Origin of the sequence: Rugamonas rubra (assembly GCF_900114705.1) — a bacterium.
Taxonomy (GTDB): Bacteria; Pseudomonadota; Gammaproteobacteria; order Burkholderiales; family Burkholderiaceae_D; genus Rugamonas; species Rugamonas rubra.
The window spans coordinates 1-22,357 of record NZ_FOTW01000041.1 but is presented as its reverse complement, the minus strand read 5'-3'; the positions used below and the strand labels follow the sequence as shown (position 1 = coordinate 22,357).

At 59.7% G+C, this 22,357-nt stretch carries 22 protein-coding genes; 6 read left to right on the top strand and 16 right to left on the bottom strand.

Annotated elements, in window-relative coordinates:
- Window positions 1–264: 264 nt before the first annotated feature.
- Entirely contained in the window at window positions 265–591 is a 327-nt protein-coding gene (locus BM252_RS30670; RefSeq protein WP_139236805.1) for a hypothetical protein, read from the top strand.
- 230 nt (window positions 592–821) lie between these two features.
- On the opposite strand, the gene BM252_RS28280 is transcribed toward BM252_RS30670, so the two are convergent.
- The 15 genes from BM252_RS28280 to BM252_RS30665 all read right to left on the bottom strand — a co-directional run bounded on the left by BM252_RS28280 (window position 822) and on the right by BM252_RS30665 (window position 15,279).
- Window positions 822–1,334, bottom strand: a complete 513-nt coding sequence (locus tag BM252_RS28280) for a hypothetical protein (RefSeq protein ID WP_093391051.1) — start codon at window positions 1,332–1,334, stop codon at window positions 822–824.
- A gap of 37 nt (window positions 1,335–1,371) precedes the next feature.
- The gene (locus BM252_RS28275) at window positions 1,372–2,358 is read right to left on the bottom strand and encodes a YncE family protein (RefSeq protein WP_245774488.1); all 987 of its coding nucleotides are present in this window, start codon (window positions 2,356–2,358) and stop codon (window positions 1,372–1,374) included.
- Window positions 2,359–2,360: 2 nt separating this feature from the next.
- Complete coding sequence (locus BM252_RS28270; protein ID WP_093391064.1) at window positions 2,361–2,816, bottom strand: chromate resistance protein ChrB domain-containing protein; 456 nt, start codon at window positions 2,814–2,816, stop codon at window positions 2,361–2,363.
- 10 nt (window positions 2,817–2,826) lie between these two features.
- Window positions 2,827–3,444 carry a superoxide dismutase gene (locus BM252_RS28265; protein ID WP_093391048.1) on the bottom strand — a complete coding sequence of 206 codons (618 nt, stop codon included), beginning with the start codon at window positions 3,442–3,444 and terminating at the stop codon, window positions 2,827–2,829.
- A gap of 150 nt (window positions 3,445–3,594) precedes the next feature.
- A complete protein-coding gene (locus BM252_RS28260; protein ID WP_139236804.1) occupies window positions 3,595–3,936 on the bottom strand; it encodes a hypothetical protein in 342 nt (113 codons plus the stop codon).
- A gap of 34 nt (window positions 3,937–3,970) precedes the next feature.
- Window positions 3,971–5,152: a chromate transporter gene (locus tag BM252_RS28255; protein ID WP_093391045.1), complete on the bottom strand. Its 1,182-nt coding sequence runs from the start codon at window positions 5,150–5,152 to the stop codon at window positions 3,971–3,973.
- Window positions 5,149–6,138 (bottom strand): chromate resistance protein ChrB domain-containing protein, encoded by a 990-nt coding sequence (locus BM252_RS28250; protein ID WP_093391044.1) that lies wholly within the window; start codon window positions 6,136–6,138, stop codon window positions 5,149–5,151. Before BM252_RS28250 ends, BM252_RS28255 begins: the two co-directional genes overlap by 4 nt.
- A gap of 65 nt (window positions 6,139–6,203) precedes the next feature.
- Window positions 6,204–7,256, bottom strand: coding sequence for a DMT family transporter (locus BM252_RS28245; protein ID WP_093391042.1), 1,053 nt, complete (start codon window positions 7,254–7,256; stop codon window positions 6,204–6,206).
- 63 nt (window positions 7,257–7,319) lie between these two features.
- Window positions 7,320–7,670, bottom strand: a complete 351-nt coding sequence (locus BM252_RS28240; RefSeq protein ID WP_139236803.1) for a hypothetical protein — start codon at window positions 7,668–7,670, stop codon at window positions 7,320–7,322.
- A 66-nt stretch (window positions 7,671–7,736) separates the two neighbouring features.
- A complete protein-coding gene (locus tag BM252_RS28235; protein ID WP_093391040.1) occupies window positions 7,737–8,360 on the bottom strand; it encodes a hypothetical protein in 624 nt (207 codons plus the stop codon).
- Between the two features lie 9 nt (window positions 8,361–8,369).
- A complete protein-coding gene (locus BM252_RS28230; protein ID WP_093391038.1) occupies window positions 8,370–9,074 on the bottom strand; it encodes a HupE/UreJ family protein in 705 nt (234 codons plus the stop codon).
- 10 nt (window positions 9,075–9,084) lie between these two features.
- Window positions 9,085–12,309 carry a CusA/CzcA family heavy metal efflux RND transporter gene (locus BM252_RS28225; RefSeq protein ID WP_093391063.1) on the bottom strand — a complete coding sequence of 1,075 codons (3,225 nt, stop codon included), beginning with the start codon at window positions 12,307–12,309 and terminating at the stop codon, window positions 9,085–9,087.
- Between the two features lie 2 nt (window positions 12,310–12,311).
- The gene (locus tag BM252_RS28220) at window positions 12,312–13,502 is read right to left on the bottom strand and encodes an efflux RND transporter periplasmic adaptor subunit (protein ID WP_093391037.1); all 1,191 of its coding nucleotides are present in this window, start codon (window positions 13,500–13,502) and stop codon (window positions 12,312–12,314) included.
- On the bottom strand, window positions 13,499–14,788 hold the full coding sequence (locus tag BM252_RS28215; RefSeq protein WP_093391061.1) for a TolC family protein: 1,290 nt from the start codon (window positions 14,786–14,788) through the stop codon (window positions 13,499–13,501). The genes BM252_RS28220 and BM252_RS28215 overlap by 4 nt, the downstream gene beginning before the upstream one ends.
- Window positions 14,789–14,877: 89 nt before the next feature.
- Window positions 14,878–15,279, bottom strand: a complete 402-nt coding sequence (locus BM252_RS30665) for a hypothetical protein (RefSeq protein ID WP_139236802.1) — start codon at window positions 15,277–15,279, stop codon at window positions 14,878–14,880.
- Between the two features lie 303 nt (window positions 15,280–15,582).
- Here BM252_RS30665 and BM252_RS30660 point away from each other — a divergent pair, with 303 nt between their 5' ends.
- The 5 genes from BM252_RS30660 (at window position 15,583) to BM252_RS28190 (ending at window position 22,019) form a co-directional block, all read left to right on the top strand.
- On the top strand, window positions 15,583–16,158 hold the full coding sequence (locus tag BM252_RS30660; RefSeq protein ID WP_139236801.1) for a TraB/GumN family protein: 576 nt from the start codon (window positions 15,583–15,585) through the stop codon (window positions 16,156–16,158).
- Between the two features lie 162 nt (window positions 16,159–16,320).
- Window positions 16,321–17,172: a TnsA endonuclease N-terminal domain-containing protein gene (locus tag BM252_RS28205; protein ID WP_093391034.1), complete on the top strand. Its 852-nt coding sequence runs from the start codon at window positions 16,321–16,323 to the stop codon at window positions 17,170–17,172.
- Window positions 17,172–19,355, top strand: a complete 2,184-nt coding sequence (locus tag BM252_RS28200) for a DDE-type integrase/transposase/recombinase (protein WP_093391032.1) — start codon at window positions 17,172–17,174, stop codon at window positions 19,353–19,355. The genes BM252_RS28205 and BM252_RS28200 overlap by 1 nt, the downstream gene beginning before the upstream one ends.
- Window positions 19,352–20,890 (top strand): ATP-binding protein, encoded by a 1,539-nt coding sequence (locus BM252_RS28195; protein ID WP_217429979.1) that lies wholly within the window; start codon window positions 19,352–19,354, stop codon window positions 20,888–20,890. The genes BM252_RS28200 and BM252_RS28195 overlap by 4 nt, the downstream gene beginning before the upstream one ends.
- Window positions 20,891–20,906: 16 nt before the next feature.
- Window positions 20,907–22,019: a TnsD family Tn7-like transposition protein gene (locus tag BM252_RS28190; protein WP_093391031.1), complete on the top strand. Its 1,113-nt coding sequence runs from the start codon at window positions 20,907–20,909 to the stop codon at window positions 22,017–22,019.
- A 79-nt stretch (window positions 22,020–22,098) separates the two neighbouring features.
- On the opposite strand, the gene BM252_RS28185 is transcribed toward BM252_RS28190, so the two are convergent.
- On the bottom strand, window positions 22,099–22,357 hold a 259-nt coding region (locus BM252_RS28185), incomplete at its 5' end, for a transposase domain-containing protein (RefSeq protein ID WP_139236800.1).

Here is a 22,357-nt window from a genome sequence, read left to right as displayed (position 1 = left end):
CGCTACCATCGCCTACGCCATACTGGACTGCGAAATGCGGCACCATCATTTCACGCCGTCCGGCGACTTTCTGCGCGCCCAACAGCCAAAAGAGAGAAAAACATCGACCCATCGTGACCGCAGGGATTAGAATTTGACCGCGTAACTCCAACTCATGCGCAGCGGTCACGTTCCACGGAATGACTGGTCACGTTCGCCGGAATACGCACCTAGACTTGTCGTTGAATTGTGTTCGTCGTAAACTTTGAATGAAGGACACAGACTATGCCTAAAGAGCCATTCGACTTCGGCCTTTCTGGAAGAAAACTTTTCGACTCAGAACGAAAGGCAGTGGAAATCTTCATTCGCAAGTATTCATTCGTTAGTAGAGTGGACCTGCGTTCTCAGGCCATTTCGAGGCATTCCCGTGGCGAAGTCGACGAAAACCTGGAGGACGTGTCCGTACTGCCCGCTAAGCCGTCCTCGCAGCCCAAGCAGATGAAAACGGCCAGAGCATCGGGAAAGATATCTAAGGCAGAGAATGAGGCGAGGACCATGGCCCTCAAGGTGGCTATTTTTGGTGTTGCTGCACAATCGTCTAAAAAGGATTAGCTGCTAAAGGGGGCTTCGGTGACGGACGACCAACGCCGAAATTGCTTACCGCCGCAGGCGCGGTCAGGCTGCTGTTGCGCTCTTAGCGCAACAGTCCCGGAGCGCCCAACTCCAATTCGACACTTCCGGCCGGCGCCACATCGGCGTCGCCGTCATCGACCGGGCGCAAGGCCGCTGCCGGCCGGGCCACCAGCCCGGCCATGAGCAACAAGGCGAGCGAGTGTAGTTTCTTATTCAAGCGCTTCCGAAACCGTCTTCGTTTCTTCGCCCTTGGCCAATACCACCTGGACCACGGTGTGCTTGCTTTCTGACGCGGGAGTCAAGCTGACCGTCCGATAGCCTGGATTGTCGTGTTCAGCCTTGTCTGCGGCGGCGCGTAGGGACTGCTTCGTATTGGCCAGCGCGCCCGCCTGCGCACGCGCGTGACTGAGGTCGCCACCCTCCTTGATCTGCTCGACCTTGGCCACCTTGCCGCTACCGTGATCGACCACGACCTCGTTGAACTTGCCGGACTTTGCGGTGTACACGGACAGTTGGAGTGCGCCGTTGTCCAGCTCGAATTTGGCGGAGATCGGCTTACCGCTCTTCGCCGATGCCTCCATTCCCTGTTGAAGCGTGACTTTGGCGCCAGACAGCGCCTTGAGCAAATCGCGCTGGTTGGACGGCTCTTCTGCCGATGCCGGCAAGGACTGGCCGAGCGCGATGGCGCTCAGGAAGGCGGCTACAAAATATTTACGTTGCATGGCAATACCTTTCGCTGGATGGGAAGGATCTACGGCATCACTTGATACGTGGCGCCGTCACTCGTAAAACACTGCGTCCGCCTACGTCCTTCAATGGGAAGTAGGCCAGATGGGTTGCCGGGTCGACCGCAACGACATGGGCGTTCGACCCCAGATACGCCTCGGCAAGCATGCTCACTTTGCCGGGCTCTACCTTGAAGAGCGAGACGATGCCGGACTCGCCTGCGACATACAACCAGCCGGGTACCGGATCAAAGGCCAGCACGTCCGGTTCGCCGCCCAAGTTGAAGGTGGCAAAAATGCGGCGCGACGCTAGGTCGAGGACTATCAATTTGTTGTTGCCCTCGCAGGCGATGAAGGCGCGGCGTGAAGCGGCATCGATATACAGACCGTGGTTGCCACGTGCGCCGGGCAAGGCTGTCCGTGCCACCACGGTATTGGTGGCCGGATCGATCTCCACCAATTCGCCGTTGTCCTGGGAGTTGGCGAAGATATGACGCGATGCCGCGTCGTATTGTGTATTGCCGGTCTCGCGGCCTATCTTGATGGTGGCGACGCGCTGGTTGGTGACGGTGTCGACGACGGTATCGGTACCGTCATGCTCGTCAGAGATATAGAGCTGGTGTACGGCGGGCGCATATGCCATGCCGTCCGGATAGGCGCCGGTTGATGCGCGTGCAATCACCTTCAGGGTTTTGGCGTCGATGACCACCACCTGATTGGCGCCGGTAGCCGTGGCGTAGACCCGGCCCAGTTCCGGAACGGCCAGCACGCCATGCACATCCTCGATGCCGGAGATCGTTGTGATAACTTGCCGGCTCTGCGTGTCAACTACGGTGACAGCACTGTCTCCCAGGTGGGCGAGGAATAGGCGGTGCGTGATGGGGTCCAGGCTGCCATAGTCCCAGCGCGTGGTGCGGCCCGGTAGTGGGATATCCGCGACCACGCTAACCGGCAGCGGCGCGGCTGCCGCCAGCAATAGCGGCAGCGCCAGTAGAACAAGGGGGCGGATGATGACGCGCATGATCAATCCATCTTCGGCGGCCAATTGTGCGCCTCCGCCTGGCATGACTGGCACCAAGCATAGAGCGCGTCGTACATGACCATTCCATGCCTGAGCATTTCGTGGTCGTCTCTGTAGATCTTCGACAGGCCAAGGGACAGGGCAAACAGTCCGGCCGACTGCGGAGATAGGTCCAAGCGGCTCGTATCGGCGCCGCGCACAATCAACGCAACCTGCTGCAGCGCCGGTTCCTCCAGCGCATATTTCTTCAGGAAGGCGTCGAAGCTGCATAGCTCCCCTTCGTGTCCTAGCTCAACGCCGGGAATGTCGTAGGGAATGACGTCGTCGCTTGTGGCGCGGCGCAGCACTTCCTGCGCCGGCACATACAGGAATTCCGCGTGCGGATCGATAAAGCGCTTGATCAGCCAGGGACAGGCGATGCGGTCGATCTTCGGCCGTTCACGGGTAATCCACTTCATCATATTCTCCTCAGGCGCGCGACGCGTCGTAGCGCTCGGCGACGTTGTCCCAATTGATAATATTGAAAAGGTTGTTCAGATACTCGGCACGGCGATTCTGATACTTCAGGTAGTAGGCGTGCTCGAACACGTCCAGCAGCAGCAACGGTTGCACTCCCCAGGCGGTCAGCTTTTGATGGTTCTCGCATTGCAGCACCATCAGCTTTTTGGTGGCGGCATGGTAGCCCAGCATGCCCCAGCCAGAAGCCTCGACCGTGGTGCTGGCGGCGACCAGATGGGCCTTGAATTTGTCGTAGGAGCCGAATTCAGCCGCGATCGCCTTGGCCAGGTCGCCTTTCGGCACCCCACCTTTTCCGGACAAATTGCTCCAGTAAATGGTATGCAGGATGTGGCTGGATAGCTGGAAGGCCAGTTCCTTTTCGTAGTGCTTGACCAGGGCGAAGTCGCCGCTGTCGCGCGCCTTGACCAACGCCTCTTCGGCCTTGTTGGCCGCCGCCGCAGCAGGCTTGTGGTGGAAGTTGTAGTGCAGTTCGACGGTTTTGGCGTCGATCACCGGCTCCAGTGCGTCGTATGGAAACGGCAACGGGGCGACGGTATACTTGCCGCTGGCATCGGTCAATTGGTCCATCGTACGGCTCCCTTCTTTAGCGGCGGCTGCGGGCAGCTGTGTGGCGATGATTCCGGCGCTTGCGGCGGCGGAGGCTTGTATGAATTGACGGCGTGTTGATGGCATTGCGATCTCCCTCGTTGTAGATTCAAACCTATGCCCTGGCTCGACTCAGCGCAGTGGCTTGAGCGGCGCCAGGGTTCCAAAGTACATCTCGCGGCCATGTCGACGTAATTGAACTTCCTGCCCGGCCACGCGCACCTCATAACATTCGCGGACGCCGGCAGGCAGGCTCCAATTCAGGCACATACTGTGGTCCTTAATCTGCCATTGCCCCTGCACGCTGCGCCCCATCTCCTCACCGCCCAGGCGACCGTCGCGCTTGAATTGGTAGACGTAATGCATGCTGTCGCTCAATTCACGGTCGGTAAATAAGTTGCTTAGTTCAGTTTCATCGCTGACTCGCCGTGCTGCGGCCGGTGCAGCGGTTGCCCCCGCTGCGATGAGCAGCATCAAAGCACTGCAGATCGCTGATTGGTTCATCCGATTAATGATGCAGCAGCGGATAAATCACCAGACCCGCTGCGGCTGCCGCCGCGACGATCACCGGCTCCTGCATTTTCTTGAACTTCCACAGCAATACGATTGCCACCAGTGCAATGGCAAGGGTCGGCAGATCGACAATCGAACGACGGGCGATCACAATGACCGAACCGGTGATCGCGCCCACCGCCGCCGCCGTGATGCCGTCGACAAAAGCCAGCACCCCGGGCAGCTTGCCGTACTTCTTGAAATACGGCGCGGGCAGGACGGTGAACAGGTAGCATGGGATGAACGTGGCCAGCGCGGCCACCGAGGCGCCCGGCAAGCCGGCGATCAGATAACCAATGAAGCCGACCGTGATCACCACGGGACCCGGCGTGATCATCGCCACCGCCACGGCGTCGACGAACTGTTTGTCATTGAGCCAATGGTGCTCGGTCACCACGCCGCCGTACAGGAACGGCACGATGGCCAGGCCGGAACCGAACACGAAGGCACCTGCCTTGGCGAAGAAGATGCCTATCTGCGTCAACAGCGACAGGTCAAAGCCGGCCGACACGGCAGGCATGGAAGGCGCCTGTGCCAGCGCGATCGCAGGCATGCTGCCCTTCCCCAGCCATTTCGGCGGCGCCCGCAGCAGCCAGACCAGTGTGCCCGATGCGATGAATAGCCAGGCGACTTCCGACTCGGTCACCACGGTGACGCCAACCAGCAGCAGGTAGATGGCCCATAGCAGCTTGTCCTTGCCCACGCTCTTGATGGTCAGCTTGCGGGCGCTGATGGCGATTATAGCGATGACCCCTGCCCCCACACCATAGAACACCGCCTGCATCCACGACAGGCCGCCATAGCGCACGTAGGCCCAGCCCAGCGCCACCACCATCAGGAACGATGGCAGCACGAACGCCAGTCCCGCCAGCGTGGCGCCAAGGATGCGATAGTGGACATAGCCCATGTAGATGCCCAGTTGCGCCGCCAGCGGTCCCGGCGCGATCTGCGCCAGCGCCAAGCCTTCCTTGTAGTCGGCCTCGCTGATCCACTTGCGCTCCTCCACCAGATCGCGGTGCATATAGCCGACCAGCGCAACGGGGCCGCCGAATCCCAGAGTACCCAGGCGCAGCATGTAGAGCACCATCTGCCACAAGGTATACGCGGCACGGCCGGGTGTCGATTCCTGCATGTTCATGTGATTTCCTTAATTTTTCCGCGCGCTGGCTGTGACTCGCCGGCAAAGTGGAGGTAGAGCGAATCCAGTACAGCGCCTATTTCTTGCATCAGTTGATCGTCATCGGCAACGCGCTGCCGTACGCCCCCCAACATGGCCTCGAACCCGGCCGCCTCCGGTACGAAGCTGCCGCCCACGTCGAGCGCATGCACCATGGCGCCCAGGCCCATCAACCCCTTGTCGTTGTCGAGCCCGAAACTGGCCCGTAGCACTTCAAACGTCACGCGGTCTCCGACGTGGGTGAAGGTGGCTAGGTCAAAGTCGAATCCGAGCGCATCGGCCGGACAATCGGCCGGGCTCTCCAGCCACAGGAAGTGGGCCTGTGGATCGATGAAGCGCTTGATCAGCCAGGCGCTGGCCGCTCTGTCCACCCAGAGATGGCGCCGGGTAGCCCAGGTGCGGGCTTGATACTTGGCGCGGTCGAGCAGCGCGATCGCTCCGTCCACGGCTTGCGGCTCACCGGGCGACAGCACGGTTTCTACAGCGGAAACAAAGTCCAGCCATGCGGCTTCGGTGCTCGCACTGGTCTCATCGGGAAAGTAATCGATCGCGCGAATCGCCTCGTAGTCGCGCCGCAGCTTGCGCAGCGAGCGATTGAGGTCGGCGGGTGTAGCGGTGGTGAACTCTTGGCGGGCAGCGAACAGCGCCTTGGAAAAGACCGCATAGTCCTCGCTCCGCCCAAACAGCGCCTGGTACAGCCGGCCCTGCTCTTCGGTGTCGGCCTGCACTGTCAGCAACCAGGCGCTGCCGCCTTCGCGGATGGTTTCGGCTGCAAGCTCGTCCAGTTGCCGGCGTAGCGAGTTTTGGTCCGGCAGAAGGTAGGCGCCGTCGCGCAAGGCGCAGCAGCCCAGGCCCTTGAGCGTACGCCAAATGCGCATGCGGGCCGTCGCGCTATTGGTCGGTAGGCTGACGATTAAGGCCAGCCAAGTGGAAGTTGTCGTAGTCATACGCTTAGCATAGATCTAAGTCGCGTTTACTACAAGATTTATCGCTATCTCTACAAAATTATAATTTAATGCTGATGACGATGGTGAATATCTGGATAGTGCGGGTGGCCGTGCTTTAGTGGCGCGTGGTGGTGTGCATGCGCGTGCGGTTCGACACCGTCCCAGTCGAAGTCGTGTTCGTGCTGGTGGTGCTCATCATGGCTGTGCGCATGCGCGTGCGACATTGGTAGGTGTTCATGCTCGTGCGCGTGCGACTCCGTCAGGTGCAACCAGATACCGCCCCCCATTAACGCCGCCGCGACCCAAAACAAGGGCCCGGGCACCTCACCCAGCATCAGCAGCGACAGCGCGGCGCCGGCAAAAGGCGCTGCCGAGAAATAGGCGCCGGTGCGGGCGGTCCCAAGATGCCGCAGCGCCAGCACGAACAGCACTAGGCTCAGGCCGTAACCGCAAAAGCCGACCACGCCGGCCAGCAGCAACGTGGGCGTTGCCGGCATGGCCGCTCCCAGCGCCAGTCCAATCATCAGGTTGACCGTTCCAGCCACCAATCCTTTGGTGCCGGCGATCTGCAACGGGTCGCTGGCCGATACCTTGCGTGTCAGGTTGTTGTCGATGCCCCAGCACAGGCAGGCGCCGATGATGGCGAGAGCGCCCCAAGGCAGTCCGGTGGCGGGCGCCTGATCCCACGACAACAGCACGCCGGCCGCGACAATGAGCAGCATGCCGATGAAAATGCGCCGGTCGAAGTTTTCCTTGAACACGAACCAGGCCAGCATCGACGTCAACACGCCTTCCATATTGAGCAACAGCGACGCCGCGGAGGCGGAGACGCTGGTCAGCCCCGCCATCAGCAGCAACGGCCCAACCACCCCGCCGGCGGCGATCGCGCCGGCGAACCACGGCACGTCATGGCGGGTCAGCGCAACCGGCTGATCCTGGTCGTTGCGCTTGACGAGCGCGCGCACGGCATAGCAGATGAGCAGGCCGATACCACTGCCGAGGTACAGCACGCCGGCCAGCGTCGCGGGCGGCATCTGGCCGACCAGGGTCTTGGCGAAAGGGGTGCTGGCGCCGAACAAGACGGCGGCGAGCAACGCGTAGATGATACCTATATGCATGACATGATCCAGAACTGAGCGGGCGGAAATGATTGGGCCTGCACATGGCTGACCCAATGCCTTTTATTTTACGGCCACGTCGCCGATGAAGACGGTTTTATCCGCAAAGGTGATGCTCGCCTGCATTTTGCTGCCCACAGGTGGCTTGGCGCCCTTGGCTTCCATGCCATTGACGCCTGCCGGCTGTAGCGCGGCTTCCCCCTTGGCTGCGTCCTTAAACCAGACCAGTTTGCCTGTCGCGCCGGCGGTCGGAACCTTCGCGCCCTTGTCTGTCAGGTACACGACCACGCCGCTGGCGGAGCTGCTCGCATTGAGCTTGATGGTCTGCTGCGGTTCATCGTCATGGTCTGGATGCGCGAAGGCGCCGGTGGACACACTCAACATCATGGCCAATACTGCGCTTGCAAATTTCATGATTTTTCCTCCTTGGTGGCGGCGATTGGATGCCGGGCTCGCCGCCTTCAGCCCGGGCGACTGCATTTATTTCCTGAAGATGTCGCTGTAGAAGCCGCTGGCATTGAGCACGATGGTGACCGGCTCCGAGCTCAAGTTTTTCCAATACCAGCCGTGCACGCCGGTGAACGGAGCAATCAATGAGCCTCGTGATTCGCTGACGCCCTTGTTCAGGATGAAACTCTCGAATTCATCCTTGCCAGCATCGACCGGCTCACCGTGGAAGTCGTGATTGACCAACTCGCCGTTCTTGGTTTTCCATGAATAGATCAGAGTGGCGCCCTTGGCCAGATGCGTCTTGACCTCCAGCCCTTTATTGGGCGGCAGCACGATTTCCATCACATCGGCGCGGTAGGCCACCTCCTGGGGCGAGGCGATCGTCATCTGGCGCGTTTCGCCTTTGGCTGATACGGTCGAGCCTTTGGTGACGCCCTGCATGTCTGGCATGCCGGCCACGCCGCCGGTTGCCGGTGCGGCACGATAGAGCTTTGTCAGGCCCAGCGCCTTGCCGGCGCCGGTGGGGTCGATACCGTATTCGGCCGGCAGCACGGTGGTCGCCAGCAGCAGGCCGGCCACGCCGATCGCGATCAGTGTTCCGCGCAACAGTTCTTTTTTTGGGACGACAACGGCGCCGTTCAATTGTTGGGACATGGTGTTTCCTTATTTGGTTAAGAAGCCGGTAAATTGGAAGCCCGCCAGGATCAAGCCCGACGTCATCAGCACGAAGTTGCCGGTGGCCGCGTGGCGCGCGAAGCTGGTGGTGCTGCGCCAGTAGCGCATGGCGATCAGGATCATGCTCAGGGCCAGCAATTGGCCGATTTCCACGCCGACGTTGAATGCAACCATGTTGGGGATCAGGCCATCGGGCGACAGCGCGAAGTCCTGCAACTTGGTGGCCAAGCCCAGGCCGTGGAAGAAGCCGAAGATCAGCACAGCCGCTTTCTTGTTGGGCTGCACCCCGAACACGGTGCGGAATCCGCCCAGGTTGTCGAAGGCGCGATACACAATGGACAGCCCGATGATGGCGTCCACCAGGTAGGCGTTGATATGCCAGCCGTTGAGCACGCCCATCAGCAAGGTGGTGCTGTGGCCGACGGCGAACAGCGTCACGTACATGCCGACGTCCTTCAGCCGGTACAGGAAGAAGATCACGCCGCACAGGAACAGCAGGTGGTCGTAGCCGGTCACCATGTGTTTGGCTCCCAGGTACAGAAACGGCAGGATCTGCACGCCGCTGCTACCCTGCAGGAAGCCCTTGTCGGACTCGGATACGCCGTGTGCCATTGCTGCTGCCGCCATCAAACTCAGCACGGCGCCTAGCAGCCAGTGACGCCAGATGGCGCTGCAGCGATTCAAAAACGTCATACAGAACTCCTCAGGTTGATAATGGATTGCTGACTGCTTTGGCTTTACGCCGGCGCAGCACCATGCCGGTGATGGCCGGCAGGACAAATAGCGTCAGAATAGTGGACGTGACCAAGCCGCCAATGACGACGGTGGCCAGCGGTTTCTGCACCTCGGCGCCGGTGCCACTGCCGATCGCCATCGGCACAAAGCCGAGCGAAGCGACCAGCGCCGTCATCAGCACCGGACGCAGGCGTTCCATGGCGCCTTCGACAACGGCCGTGGCGGCTTCCACGCCATCGGCCAGGCGCTTGTTGATCGCAGAGATCAGCACCAGGCCATTGAGCACGGCAACGCCGGACACCGCGATGAAACCCACCGCCGCCGAGATCGAGAACGGCATGCCGCGCAACACCAGCGCGAACACGCCGCCGGCCAAGGCCAGCGGCACGGCGGTGAGGACGGTGGCGGTCAGCATTGCATTGCCGATCGCCAGGTACAGCGCGGCCGTGATCAGCACCAGGCACACCGGCACGATCAGGGCCAGGCGCGCGGTGGCGGCCCGCAGGTTCTGGAACTGGCCGCCCCATTCCATCCACGATCCGGGCGAGAGCTTGACCTCTTTCGCCAAGCGGGCCTGCGCGTCATCGACATAGCCGCCCAGGTCGCGGCCGACCACGTTGGCCTCGACGTAGATGCGGCGCTTGCCGTTGTCACGGCTGATCTCGTTCAAACCTTGCGTGAACCGGAACTGCACCAACTGGCGCAGCGGCACCGAGGCCCGCTGCTGCTCGCCCGCGACCGGCAGCATCACCGGCAACGCCCCCAGTTCATCCAGGTTGTCGCGCAGCGCACCGGGCAGGCGCACCACAATGTCAAAGCGGCGGTCGCCTTCGAAGATCTGGCCGGCCGGGCGTCCCGCCAGCGCGGTCGACACGGTGTCGGCCACTTCCTTCACCGTCAAACCATAGCGCGCGATGGCGGCACGGTCGAAGGCGATATCGAAGGTCGGGAAGCCTTCCGTTTGCGCCACCCGCACGTCGGCTGCGCCGGGCGTCTTGCGCAGCACTTCGGCCACGCGCCTGGCGCTGTCGGCCAGCTGGTCCAGGTCATCGCCATAGATCTTGACGGCGACATCGCTGCGCACGCCGCCTATCAACTCGTTGAAGCGCATTTCGATCGGCTGGGTGACGTCGTAGTTGTTGCCGACGATGGGCTTGGTCTTCTCGCGGATACGCTCGATCACCTGCTCCTTGGTGGTCACGCCCGCCGGCCATTCGCTCTTCGGTTTCAGGATGATGTAGTTGTCCGATGCATTCGGCGGCATAGGATCGGCCGCCAGGCTGGCGGTGCCGGCTTTGGAATACACCGTCTGCACTTCCGGCAGCGTCAGCACGGCGCGCTCCAGCGGCAAGTCGAGCGCCAGCGACTGGTCGATGCTGGTCGAAGGGATACGCACCGAGGACAGGTTCAGGTTCTGCTCGTCCAGCGTCGGCATGAATTCGCGGCCGACGAAGGTGAACGCGACTGCCGCCAGTGCCAGCACCGCCACACCTACACCGACGAACGGCAGCGGACGCTCGACCGCACGGCGCAGCCACGGCAAGTAGCGTGTCTTGCTGGCGACGATGAGCCTGACTTCCCGCTCCGCCACCGGCCCCTTCATCAGCACGGCGATCATGGCCGGCACGAAGGTCAGCGACAGCACGAAAGCCGATGCCAGGGCCAGCATCAGCGTGATGACCATCGGCGAGAACATCTTGCCTTCCACGCCCTGGAACGTCAGGCATGGCAGGAACACCAGGAAGATCACCAGTTGGCCGTAGATGGTCGGGCGCAGCATCTCGCGCGAGGACGCCACCACTTCTTCCAGCCGTTCCTTGAGCAGCAGCAGGCGCCCTTCCGTGTGCTGGCGCTCGGCCAGCCGGCGCAGCGTGTTCTCGACGATGATGACGGCGCCGTCGATGATCAGGCCGAAGTCCAGCGCGCCCAGGCTCATCAGGTTGCCGGAAATGCCGAGCGAGTTCATGCCGATCGCGCTCATCAGCAGCGACAGTGGAATGACCAGCGCCGCGATCAGCGCCGCGCGCCAGTTGCCCAGCAGCCCGAACAGGATGGCGATCACCAACAGTGCGCCCTCGGCCAGGTTCTTGGCCACAGTGCTGATGGTGGCCACGACCAGCTGCGAACGGTCCAGCGTCGGCACGATTGCGACTCCCTCCGGCAGCGTCTTGGACACTTCCTTCAGCTTTTCGCCCACCGCGTGCGCCACCGTGCGGCTGTTGGCGCCGACCAGCATCAGCGCGCTGCCGACCACCGTTTCATAGCCGTCGCGGCTGGCCGCGCCGGTGCGCAGTTCGCCGCCCACGTTGACCTTGGCCACCTGGTCGACCGTGACCGGCACGCCGTTGCGGGTGGCCACCACGGCGCGGGCGATCTCGTCCTGATTGCGGATGCGGCCATCGGCACGCACCAGGTACGACTCACCGGAGCGGCGGATGTAGTTGGCGCCGACCGACACGTTGGACTCCTCCAGCGCGCGCGCCAGCTCGGCCAGCGACACGCCGTGCGCGGCCATCTTGGCCGAATCGGGTTCGACGACATACTGCTTGACGTAGCCGCCCAGCGAATCGATGTCGGCCACGCCGGGTGTGGCGCGCAGCTGCGGCCGGATGATCCAGTCCTGCACCGTGCGCAGATAAGCTTGCCTGGCCACGTTATCAGCCAGGTGCTCGCCCTGCTCGGTCAGGAAGCTGCCATCGGACTGCCAGCCTGCCTTGCCGTCATGGCGCGGTGCCCCCTTGCCGTCGGGATGGCTGTACTCGACGCTGTAATGGAACACTTCGCCCAAGCCGGTCGACACCGGCCCCATTTGCGGTGAAGCGCCTTCTGGCAGATCCGGCCGCGCTCTTGCCAAGCGTTCGGACACCTGTTGGCGCATGAAATACAAGTCCGCGCTTTCCTTGAACACTGCGGTGACCTGGCTGAAGCCGTTGCGCGAGAACGAGCGCACGCTCTCGACGCCGTTCAGGCCCGCCAGCGCGGTCTCGATCGGGAACGTCACGCGTTTTTCGATTTCGACCGGGCTCAGCGTCGGCACCACGGTGTTGATCTGCACCTGCTTGTTGGTGATGTCCGGCGTGACGTCGATCGGCAGCAGGTTCAGCTGCCAGGCGCCGGCCAGCGCGACCACCAGCGTCAGGAACAGGATCAACCAGCGCGCGCGGACCGAGCCGGTAAGTATGGAATCGATCATCATCAGTCCTTGGCGCTCTTGATCATGTCGGCCTTGACCAGGAAGGCATTGCGGGTGGCGACCTGCTGCCCGGCGCTGACGCCGGAGACGATCTGCGCCACGCCACCGCTGCGGGTACCGACCAGTACCGGCTGCGCGCGGAAGCCGTCCTTGGTGCGCACGAACAACACGTCGTGGCCGTCCACGTTCTGTACCGCGTCCTCGGGCACGACCAGGCCGGCGGCGCCGTTCTTGACGTGCAGACGGGCCTGCACACCCTCGCCCACCACCAAGGTGCGGACCGGCCCGACCGGGGTCAGCACCACGGTCGCGGCGCGAGTGCTGCCGCTAACGGTGGGCGTGACCGAGCGCACAATAGCCTCCACCGGTGCGCCGCTGGAGGCGACGATGGTGGCTTTGTCGCCAACGGCGACGCGACCGATATCGGCGGCCGGCAGCGAAGCTTCTATCTGCACCTGGCCATCGCCGGCGACCCGGAACAGCTCGGTCTGCGGTTGAACGAATCCGCCCAGGGTCGCCGTCTGGGCGGTGATCTTGCCGTTGATGGGGCTCACCACCGCCACCGATTTGCCGTCGGCGGTCACGTGGGCCGCCTTGGCCACCGAGGCGGCGCGCTGCGCCTCAGTTTCCGCCACAGCCAGCGACGATTGCGCCGTTTCCATGTCCTGTCGCGGCGTCACGCCCTGTGCGAACAGGCTGGACTCCCGCGCGTAATTTTTGCGGGCCAGTTCGGCTTTGGCGCCGGCGACGCCGCGGTCGGCGGCCATGGTGGCCGCTTCCAGTGAATCGACCTGGGCCAGTGCCTCGCCGGCACGGACGGTGTCGCCCAGTTGCCGGTTGACGCGCGAGATATTCCCGGAGGCACGGGCCACGATCACCGCTTCGCTGTTCGGTGGCGCAGCAACGGTGCCTGCGGTCAGGATCTCAGCTTGCAGTCCACCGTTCCCGACCGCTTCCACGGCGATCTTCGCGATCGCGAGGTATTCGGTCGGAATCTTGACTTCGACGCCGTTGTCGGCGGCGCCTGTCGCCGCCGGCGCTGCCGCAGTCGCGCTACTTGTGCCAGTGGAAGCCGCTACCGGCACATTGCGCGCGGCCAGCCAGTGTGAAGCGCCGAATCCAAGCGCGGCGGCGACGGCCACCAGCCCCGCGACGAGAGGCCAGCCCAGCGGCCCACGTTGTTGTTCCATCATGGTGTTTCTCCAAATACGTTACGGCCTTCGGCCAGAGAGAGGACGGCGAGCGAGCGCACCCGCGCCAGGCGGGCCTCGATGGTGAGCGCGGCTGCTTCGGACAGCGCGCGGCGTATGGCCAGCAGCTCGACCAACGCGGTCTTGCCGGCGTCATAGCCGACGCGCCCCAGGCGATAGGCTTCGGTAGCGGCGGCCTCGCCTTGTTGGGCAGCCAGTAGTCGCCGTTCGGCGGCCTGCGCTTGGACCGAAGCTGAGCGGTGCAGCGAGATCGCCTCCAGGCGGACCGCTTCCAGCCGCATGGAAGCGCTGATCGCGCGTTCCCTGGCTGCATCGATACCGGCCTGGTTGCGGTCGAACAGCGGAATGTTGGCGGTAAGGGCCACGGTCATCGCCTTGTCGTCTGACCAGCCGAACTTGCGCATGCCGATGCTCACGCCCAAGTCGGGCAGCCAGCGCTTTTGCTCAACTTTCACCTGGGCCGCGACGGCGTCGCGTTCGGCGGTGGAGCTGGCCAGCGCCGGCGCATCCCCCGGCGTCCAGCCCGGTTCGGTGCGCAGCGCCGGCACGGAGGCCAGGAATGACTGGCCAATGCTGGTATAGGGTTCCGTGGCGCCAACCAGCGCCGATAAGCGCTCCAGCGCCTCGACGGCGTCGGCGGCCGCCGATAACACGGCGGCCTGCGCGGCGGCGACGCTGGCGCGCGCCTGCGCCAGGCGGAGCTCGGCCTCGCGACCAGCCTTGACCAGTGCCTGGGCCGCGCGCAGATCGTCGTCGGCCCGCCCCAGCTCGGCGTCGGCCACCGCTTTGCGCTGCTGCATGGCTTCGGCCGTGGCGTAGGCCACCGCCAGCTCACCGGTGAACGCCAGCCGGACTTGGCGCTCACGCGCCCCGGCAGCGGCAGACTTGCGCTGTTCGGCCTCGACGCGCGCCGCGCGCTTGCCGCCCAGTTCGAACACTTGAGTAACGGTATAGGTGTCCTGGCGCTGGGACACGCCACCGGAGAGTGGCGCACCCAGGTTCTCGGCGGTGGCGTTCAGGGTTGGATTGAGCCAGGCACTGGCCTGGCGGGCGTCCGCGCTGGCGGCGCGCACATTGGCGGCCTGTTCCAGCAGTTGCGGCGCGTTGGCCTGCGACTGCTGCAGCAACATGGCAAACGATGGTGCCTCGGCCGCCTGGCTCAGCGCGGCTGCCGTACCCAAGACGAAAGATAAAACGGTTCGACAGACGGCGAAGTCCGGCGAACGGCCACGCGCCAACGCGCGTGAGCGTACAGATATTTTTTGCATGTAAAGCCCCTGCAGGATTGAACTGGATACAGTCAAGCGGGCTGGGTCTGGCGACGGCCGTCAAGGGCCGCTCAGAGGAACACCCGCGCTCAGGCGAGCGCGCGCGGAGGTCGGAGTAGCGGTGTGGTGCTGCGATCGGAGAACACGGCGGGCCGGAATGTCGGCGCGGCGCGTGGCGCCACAGGCAAGCATGGCTCGCTGAAAGCGCGGAACAGGATATTCATGCCGCAGCCCTGCTCATAGTCGGCAAGGTGCTGGATGGATTTCTGGGAACTGTCGACGTGAGTTCCGCCATCATCGGCGTCGTCATCATCATCATCATCGTCATGGTGGTGGAGGACGTGCTCGGCGTGTTCCGCCATATGTTTGGCGACAAACGCCAGTCCTTGTCCGCCACTGTTGCCCAGTACGTGCGTGAGATTGCGCTCCACCGCCGCAATTGCTTGCAGAGGGAGTACCAGCATCAGCAGTATCAGGAGCACGTTTTTCATTGCCGGGCGATTATAGCATCGGATGATGGCATGTCCTTCCTGCCGAGCTGTTCATGGCCAACGTTTCGTTCAAACGCTGTCAAACGCGACATCCCCATCGACAGGATGGCAAGAAGACTTGTTTAGTGGGATGCCTGCATTTTGCCTTCAACCGCCAAATGGTGCTCGTAGAACGGGTGAATCTGTATCGATAGGTGCGGAGCCTCCCGACTGTCGTTCTAGACTGTTCTATTGCCGTGAAGTGAGTATTATTAAGGTAATTACAAACCGACAGAGGTGCCGTGTATCTGCCCCGTCAAATCCATGAGAAATTCTTCCTTTAGCGCGCGCCAGTTAGCCGATCATCTACTGTTTCCTGGCCCATTCGATGATGCGCTGGCTTCGGGCGTGTTTGTTCAAGTGCATTCCAACGAAGAGTCCGCTCAATTGTTTTGGGACCTAGCTCCAATGCTGGAGGCCGGTGGTACTTTCGTGGTAGTGATTGATGCGGTGCATCTTATGGTCGAAGATGGGCTACAGCGTCTCGTTCACCTGCTGCGCGAACGGTGTGGGATGGAAAGTGCCCCTGACAGCGGGAGGGACGAATTGACTCTAGCAGACGCCCTTGCAAACATCATGCGACTTCAATCTCGTACGGTGGTCTTGCTTCTTGGTGGTGCGCAACGTTTACCTGCCGAACCTGGCGAGCGGGTTATGAAAGCGATAAAGGCGGCGAGAGATTGTGTAAACCTAGAGCCAGCTTCAACAGGACGATTTTTACTAGTGGCAACCTGGATTCTTCCGGCAAATCCTAGCAAGTATGTGGAGAATTCCTGCAGCGCCTTCTATGGCGCTACTGCCGTAACTTTAGCGCCCGGCGGGGCAGGAATTGCCAACTAACGTCAGTCGTCTGAAACCACATCGCAAAGTGGACACTTCCGGCAAAGCTGCTAACCTGACCCATACGGTGTCCGATATCGCCACCGACCTCTTTAGTCTATAGCTTTTTGAATCTGCGGCCAGTACCATACGCGCCTTTTATTCTGGTCGTTGGAGTTGGTCATGGTAAGACGACGTTTTAAGACCGAAGCAGACATTGCGCGGTACATCAAAGAAGGCTACGGCCAAGGTGAAGGTTCGTCATACAAATCTTGGATTCGAGTCCAAGACGTACCCTCAATGGGGCGTTCTCGGAAGGTCGTTGGCATCAAGTCCGGCCGCGTCCATCACTTCTTGTCGGATCTTGAGTACGCCTACTTCCTTCTGCTTGAGTTTTCCGACGAAGTTGTCGACATCCGCGAGCAGTATCCTCTGTTCGCTACAGTCCGCGCTCGGGACGTCGCTGCTGATATGGGTATTCAGTATCCGGTCTTTTATGGTACCCAAGTCCCCTTCGTTTTAACCTCAGACTTTGTGGTTACCTTGAGAGGTCCAGATGAGCGCAAACGCCTTGCGATCCGCACTTGTAAGTATGCCAGCGACTTGAGTGATCCGAACAAATACCAAGGCACGATCGAAAAATTGGATCTGGAGCGAGCGCTTTGGGCTGACCAAGGCCAAGACGACTGGAAGATCGTCACAGAAGACTTAATTAATCCGATCTTCAAGGACAACCTTGAATGGCTACATAAGTCGAACTTAACCAACAGAGTGGAGCTTGAATCGCAGTTGCTAGAACGGTTTATCGAAATTATGGTGAGCGAGTCGGACGGAGCGCGCACGCTTTCTTCAATAGTCCGGTCCGCATCGGTAGCTGTGGGTACGCCGTATCGCGTCGGTGTCCAGTTATTTAAGCAACTGGTATGGGAAAAACGCATTCTGGCAGAGATCATCAACACCAGGTTGGATCTGCTCTTGCGTTGTCCTAAACTGACGGTCGGGAACCCTTCTCAAACTGCACGGAGGGCTGCGTAATGCTATCCAATAACCAAGTTGTGGAATCAATCTTTTCTGATGCACCGTTTGAGTATCCGGCCAGAATTCTATGGATGAATCGCGCAAGTGACGTCGTCACGCTGTTCACGTTGCATGAACCATATAAAGCACCGTGGTCAATGCGCCTCAGTGAATGCGAGGCGATGCTGGCCGCTGAAAAGTTGCGTATGGTGACCATGCGGCTGCCGGCATTTATGCTTCAGTCCGATGAGGAACTCAGCCCTGCTGCAAAAGCGACGCGTGAGAGGGGATGGAATTTGATTCGCCCGCTGTTGGAAGGCGATGATCGTTACCAAATTTATTTTCCAGGAAAGTTCGGTGCCATCGTCAAAGCGTACGCGGAAACGGTGGGCAAAAATAAAAAGTCCATCTTCCGATTGCTTTATCGCTACTGGACCTACGGCATGTCTCCGAATGCATTCATTGGAAAGTTCGCCAACTCAGGTGCACTTGGAGTTGCGCGAGAATTCGTCAACGGGAAGAAACCTGGACGCCCTCCAAAATATCTTGGTGAGGTGGTCGAAAACTCGTCGAAGATATTGACAGACGAAGACAAAGAACTGGTCCGCATCGGATACTCCTTATTCAAGGATAACGACGTGAAGCACATCACTGATGCTTATCACAAAATGCTGAACCATTTTTATCGAGCGGAGATCCCATCTCCTGACGGTTCTGCTGGAGGCCAACCGTTAAAGTACTTGGACCAAATTCCAACGCTAAATCAGTTTTCGTACTGGGGCAAGAAGGTCTTTGACGAGATGGACGTCAGACGCGGAAGAAAAGGAGAAACAAAATGGGCAATGGATCATCGTGCTTTGATTGGCAATGCCTACCATGATCTTCGAGGGCCGTGTCACCGATTTGAAATCGATGCGACGATTGCCGACGTGTATCTCGTCAGCCGATTCAATCGAAACTGGATCATTGGCCGGCCCGTTGTATACGTGGTGATCGACGTAACGTCGAGAATGATCGTCGGCGTGCATGTTGGTCTTGAAGGGCCCAGTTGGAATATCGCGCGCCACGCATTGTTCAATGCGTTCACAGACAAAGTATCCTACTGCGCCCAGTTTGGAATCGCAATCAATCCTGCAGACTGGCCGTGTGAGCATCTGCCGTGGGAATTGGTTGCCGATCGGGGAGAGATGCTTAGCGGTGCAGCCGAGAGCGGCATCGTCTCAGGTCTATATATCAATCTGGACATCCTTCCTCCGTTTCGCGCTGATTGGAAAGGGACCGTCGAACGCTCGTTTAGGACCCTACATGATCTGACTCAAATTAAATGGCAGGCTGGTGGTATTAAGACGAGAGAAAAGGAGCGTGGTCAGAGGGATTATCGGCTTGATGCCACGCTCGATCTGTATGAGTTCACAAGGATTATCATTAAATCGGTCTTGCACTGGAATCATCACAGCCGTGATCCTGACCGGCTATCCAAAGTGATGATTGAGCAGGGCGTTGAACCCACGCCGATAGCGATTTGGAATTGGGCTGCAGAAAATAATCTCATCGAAGCCAACGTACGCTCACGAGAAGAAGTCTATCTTCATCTCTTGCCTCTGCAACGAGGCTCGGTTCAAGCCGGCGGGATTTTTTTTAAAGGTATGTTCTACACAAATGCGCTAGACCCGTCAGGAAAGCGTTCGGCGCGGGCACGGGCAAATGGGCGGGAAGCGATCGACGTGTGGCATGAACCTCTTGCTGACTATGTTTGGATTAAAGATGCCTCTGGAGAGTTTGTGAAGTGTCCGCTTCGGGGAACGGAAGCCAAGTGCAAAGGCATGCGTGTTGAAGAGGTTGAGGATATGTTGGCGATTACTGGGGCTGTATCGCCGGACACCAAATATGCGGATCTGAGCAGCCGTGTTGATCTTGATGAGTTCATTGAAAGTACTGTTGCGACGGCAGTCGCGGAGAAGGAACAAGTAAAAGTGCCTATGCCGAAATCAGCAATCTTGAAGGATATCCACGATAAGCGTAGCATTGAACGGGATGCAGAGAGACTGCGTGCGCTTGCACAAGCGCCTGGAGGAGAGCTACCTATGGCGCCACAGGCTGCATTACCAGCACAAGTGACAACGCAAGAATACGCTGGAGCGCGCGGCGCCGAAGTGATTAGTTTGTTGAGCCGTGTCGGCCGGGGCGGAGTCAAGAAATGATGGGCGAAACAACAATTCAGGCTTGGTACGAAGCCTCGCCTGTTCTGGAATATGCCGGGAACCCATTGATTGAGGCGATGCCACCAATTATGTCTGAAGAGGACGCGGCGGAGCGGCTGTCCAATTTTCCTCCGTTTCCAGATGACGAGCGCGAATTGCCAAAGGAGATCCGATTGCATTGCATTAACCGGATATCTCATCTGGTGCAACCGTTGCCAATTCACTTGGAACTTGAGGCCGTAGTCTCTTCGATAATCCGCAGCGGCTATATGGGACGCAACCCGATGGATGCCGCTACTTGGCGCCATTTGCATGCCCTTAGTCAGAGGAGCACGTCGCCTGCTTCGACGTTTAACTCTACGGCATCGACGTTTAGCCTAGTCGGTCTCAGTGGTATGGGTAAGACGACAGCATTGAAATCGGTGCTGCGTCTTCTTCCCCAAGTCATCAAACATACCCGATATCAAGGACGGGACCTGATCCACACGCAGATCGTCTGGTTAAAGTTGGAGTGTCCTCATAACGGCTCATTGGCTGGGTTGTGCCAGGACTTTTTTCGGGCTGTTGATGCAGCGCTGGGTGACGATATACATGCGCACTATTATAAATCCAAGCGCAATGAAGCTGATTTGATTCCTATGATGCGGCAGGTCGCAGCTACCTATTTTATTGGAGCCATCTTCATCGACGAGTTACAGCACTTGCAGGTAGCTAAGGCCACAGGCAAAGTCGAAATGCTGAACTTCTTCGTCAATCTCATCAACAGCATTGGTGTGCCTGTTGTCTTCATTGGAACAAATTCGATGGTCCAGCTGTTCTCGCATATTGTGCGCAACGCGCGGCGGGTATCTGGCCAGGGAATCTATGATTTCAAGCAGCCGACGGAAGAGGACGAGACCTGGGATTTGTTGCTAAACACGATGTGGGAATATCAGTGGGTGGAAAACCCAACGCCGCTAACAGACGAACTGAAAGCTACGATTTATGATTTGACTCAAGGTGTTACCGATTTTCTATCAAAGCTGATGATACTTGGTCAGCGCTACGCGATTCAGTCTGGTAAGGAGCGGCTAGATGAGCAGGTGTTTGTGCACATAGCGTCAACTAAGATGAAGCTGCTGCAACCGGCGATTGCCGCCTTGCGTAGCAAAGACCCTAAACAGATGGCGATGTTCGAGGACCTTTTGCCGGTTGATGCGCAAATGGCGGAAATGATGCTGGATCAATTGCACGTTATTCCAAGTAACCTGTCGGTGCTACGCGCAAAACAGGCGAGGCTGCTGTCAGCGGTGACCGGAAAAGATACCTTGCAAAAAAGCCTTCCCAAGCCAATGCGCGCGCCGGACGCAAAAAAAGAGAAGGGGGCGGTATCGCAGCCATCGCAACACGGGGCTATCACGAAGTCGGGCAGTTCACGTTCTATCCCCCTATCTGCTCGGCTGACCAACCCAACAAGTGTAGTGGATGGCCTACGGGAGGCCGGATGGCTTGTGAGCGACCCGTGTGAATTCGAGCCTTACTATAGGGCGGCATAGGTAGGCAGGCGCGGCCATGTTGCATTTCTTCCCAACCTCATTTTTGGACGAAACGCTTTATGGCCGCATGTCTCGATACCATCGGCTGGCTGGATCTTCCACAGATCGCGCTTCATTGCGGAACCTGATTGGACTCCATACACATGTAATTACATCAGGGCTCCCAAGCAAGTTGAATGCGTTTGTCTCTAGGTTGCCACTAGAAGCGAATGTGCTTGTAGACGATCTCATTGCAAACAATACGCTCTACCCGTACTACACGGCGTTTCTGCCCGCAGAACGTCACGCCAGAGTGGCTGCATCTATGCGCGGCGATAGTGTGACGGGCATTAAGATGTATCTCGGATTGATCGCCAGTCGGCTAGGCGGCCACAACAATCTAAGATTTTGTCGATGCTGTTTTGACGCCGATAGAGAGGCCTGTGGTCAGGCGTACTGGCATCGTGCCCACCAGCTACCTGGTGTGCTTGTATGCCCAGTTCACGAGGAGCCTCTTTATGCGCTTGGCTGGCCAGAAATTCAGATGAAGAGACACAAGTTATTGCTTCCTGACGATGCGTTTTGCGCGCAGCACTCAGGGCAAGCTGTAATGTCCCAAGCGCAGCATGAATTGGCACTAAGTATTGCTCGGCTGAGCGATGCCTTCTTACGCCGTGATGTTCCTGGCCTTGATGCGCAAACTGTCTATGATGTCCACAGATCGAACGCGGCTTGCCGCGGCCTAATCCGTTCAAATGGAAGGATTAACATTGAAGCACTAAATCAAACACTCGCGTCGTATTGCGCAAACATGCCGACTTACGGTGAGTATCTGATATTGAGGACCAGGATAGAAAGCTGGGCCCTCAAGCTCCTACGCAAATCACGTGGCCGGGCCATTCATCCAATGACTCATATCGCGCTGTTAGATTGCTTAGGCGGTCGTAGGGAAGTGACCACCGACAAGCCGGAAGAAGACGCACCTGCGCCTGCTCACCCGGAGGCTACCTGGAAGCCGTTGCGGGTTGACCTCGGGCGATTGACAGAAATGATCTCCGTTCAGAAGTTTACTTTGTCACAGGCTGCCGCTGCTTTGGATATCTGTGTCACAACCGCCGCCGTCGCGGCAAATCGCGCCGGCCTAAGGTAAGCGTCCGGCCACTACCGTCTTGAACGGGTACTTAATTTGACCGATGATAGCTTCACACCGCTGGGAAGCGGCGTGTTGTTCAGGCAGGGTTGATCTGCTGGAGGTAGTTCCACGGCAGGAACTCGTCAACGCGGTTGACGGGGTGGTCGGCGATCTGCGCCAGCACATGGCGCAACCAGGCTTCGGGGTCGACCCCGTTCAGCTTGGCGGTGCCGATCAGCGAGTAAATCGCGGCGGCCCGCTCGCCCCCGCTGTCGGCGCCGGCGAACAGGTAGTTGCGGCGACCGATGGCGATGCCACGCAGCGCGCGTTCGGCCGCCGAGTTGTCGATCTCGATG

Coding starts and splice junctions, on each gene's coding strand:
- BM252_RS28245 (WP_093391042.1), bottom strand. CDS start 7,256: ATGCATATAGGTATCATCTACGCGTTGCTCGCCGCCGTCTTGTTCGGC.
- BM252_RS28240 (WP_139236803.1), bottom strand. CDS start 7,670: ATGAAATTTGCAAGCGCAGTATTGGCCATGATGTTGAGTGTGTCCACC.
- BM252_RS30660 (WP_139236801.1), top strand. CDS start 15,583: ATGAGAAATTCTTCCTTTAGCGCGCGCCAGTTAGCCGATCATCTACTG.
- BM252_RS28235 (WP_093391040.1), bottom strand. CDS start 8,360: ATGTCCCAACAATTGAACGGCGCCGTTGTCGTCCCAAAAAAAGAACTG.
- BM252_RS30665 (WP_139236802.1), bottom strand. CDS start 15,279: ATGAAAAACGTGCTCCTGATACTGCTGATGCTGGTACTCCCTCTGCAA.
- BM252_RS28255 (WP_093391045.1), bottom strand. CDS start 5,152: ATGAACATGCAGGAATCGACACCCGGCCGTGCCGCGTATACCTTGTGG.
- BM252_RS28230 (WP_093391038.1), bottom strand. CDS start 9,074: ATGACGTTTTTGAATCGCTGCAGCGCCATCTGGCGTCACTGGCTGCTA.
- BM252_RS28280 (WP_093391051.1), bottom strand. CDS start 1,334: ATGCAACGTAAATATTTTGTAGCCGCCTTCCTGAGCGCCATCGCGCTC.
- BM252_RS28225 (WP_093391063.1), bottom strand. CDS start 12,309: ATGATCGATTCCATACTTACCGGCTCGGTCCGCGCGCGCTGGTTGATC.
- BM252_RS28270 (WP_093391064.1), bottom strand. CDS start 2,816: ATGAAGTGGATTACCCGTGAACGGCCGAAGATCGACCGCATCGCCTGT.
- BM252_RS28200 (WP_093391032.1), top strand. CDS start 17,172: ATGCTATCCAATAACCAAGTTGTGGAATCAATCTTTTCTGATGCACCG.
- BM252_RS28265 (WP_093391048.1), bottom strand. CDS start 3,444: ATGGACCAATTGACCGATGCCAGCGGCAAGTATACCGTCGCCCCGTTG.
- BM252_RS28250 (WP_093391044.1), bottom strand. CDS start 6,138: ATGACTACGACAACTTCCACTTGGCTGGCCTTAATCGTCAGCCTACCG.
- BM252_RS28220 (WP_093391037.1), bottom strand. CDS start 13,502: ATGATGGAACAACAACGTGGGCCGCTGGGCTGGCCTCTCGTCGCGGGG.
- BM252_RS28275 (WP_245774488.1), bottom strand. CDS start 2,358: ATGCGCGTCATCATCCGCCCCCTTGTTCTACTGGCGCTGCCGCTATTG.
- BM252_RS28205 (WP_093391034.1), top strand. CDS start 16,321: ATGGTAAGACGACGTTTTAAGACCGAAGCAGACATTGCGCGGTACATC.
- BM252_RS28190 (WP_093391031.1), top strand. CDS start 20,907: ATGTTGCATTTCTTCCCAACCTCATTTTTGGACGAAACGCTTTATGGC.
- BM252_RS28215 (WP_093391061.1), bottom strand. CDS start 14,788: ATGCAAAAAATATCTGTACGCTCACGCGCGTTGGCGCGTGGCCGTTCG.
- BM252_RS28195 (WP_217429979.1), top strand. CDS start 19,352: ATGATGGGCGAAACAACAATTCAGGCTTGGTACGAAGCCTCGCCTGTT.
- BM252_RS30670 (WP_139236805.1), top strand. CDS start 265: ATGCCTAAAGAGCCATTCGACTTCGGCCTTTCTGGAAGAAAACTTTTC.
- BM252_RS28260 (WP_139236804.1), bottom strand. CDS start 3,936: ATGCTGCTCATCGCAGCGGGGGCAACCGCTGCACCGGCCGCAGCACGG.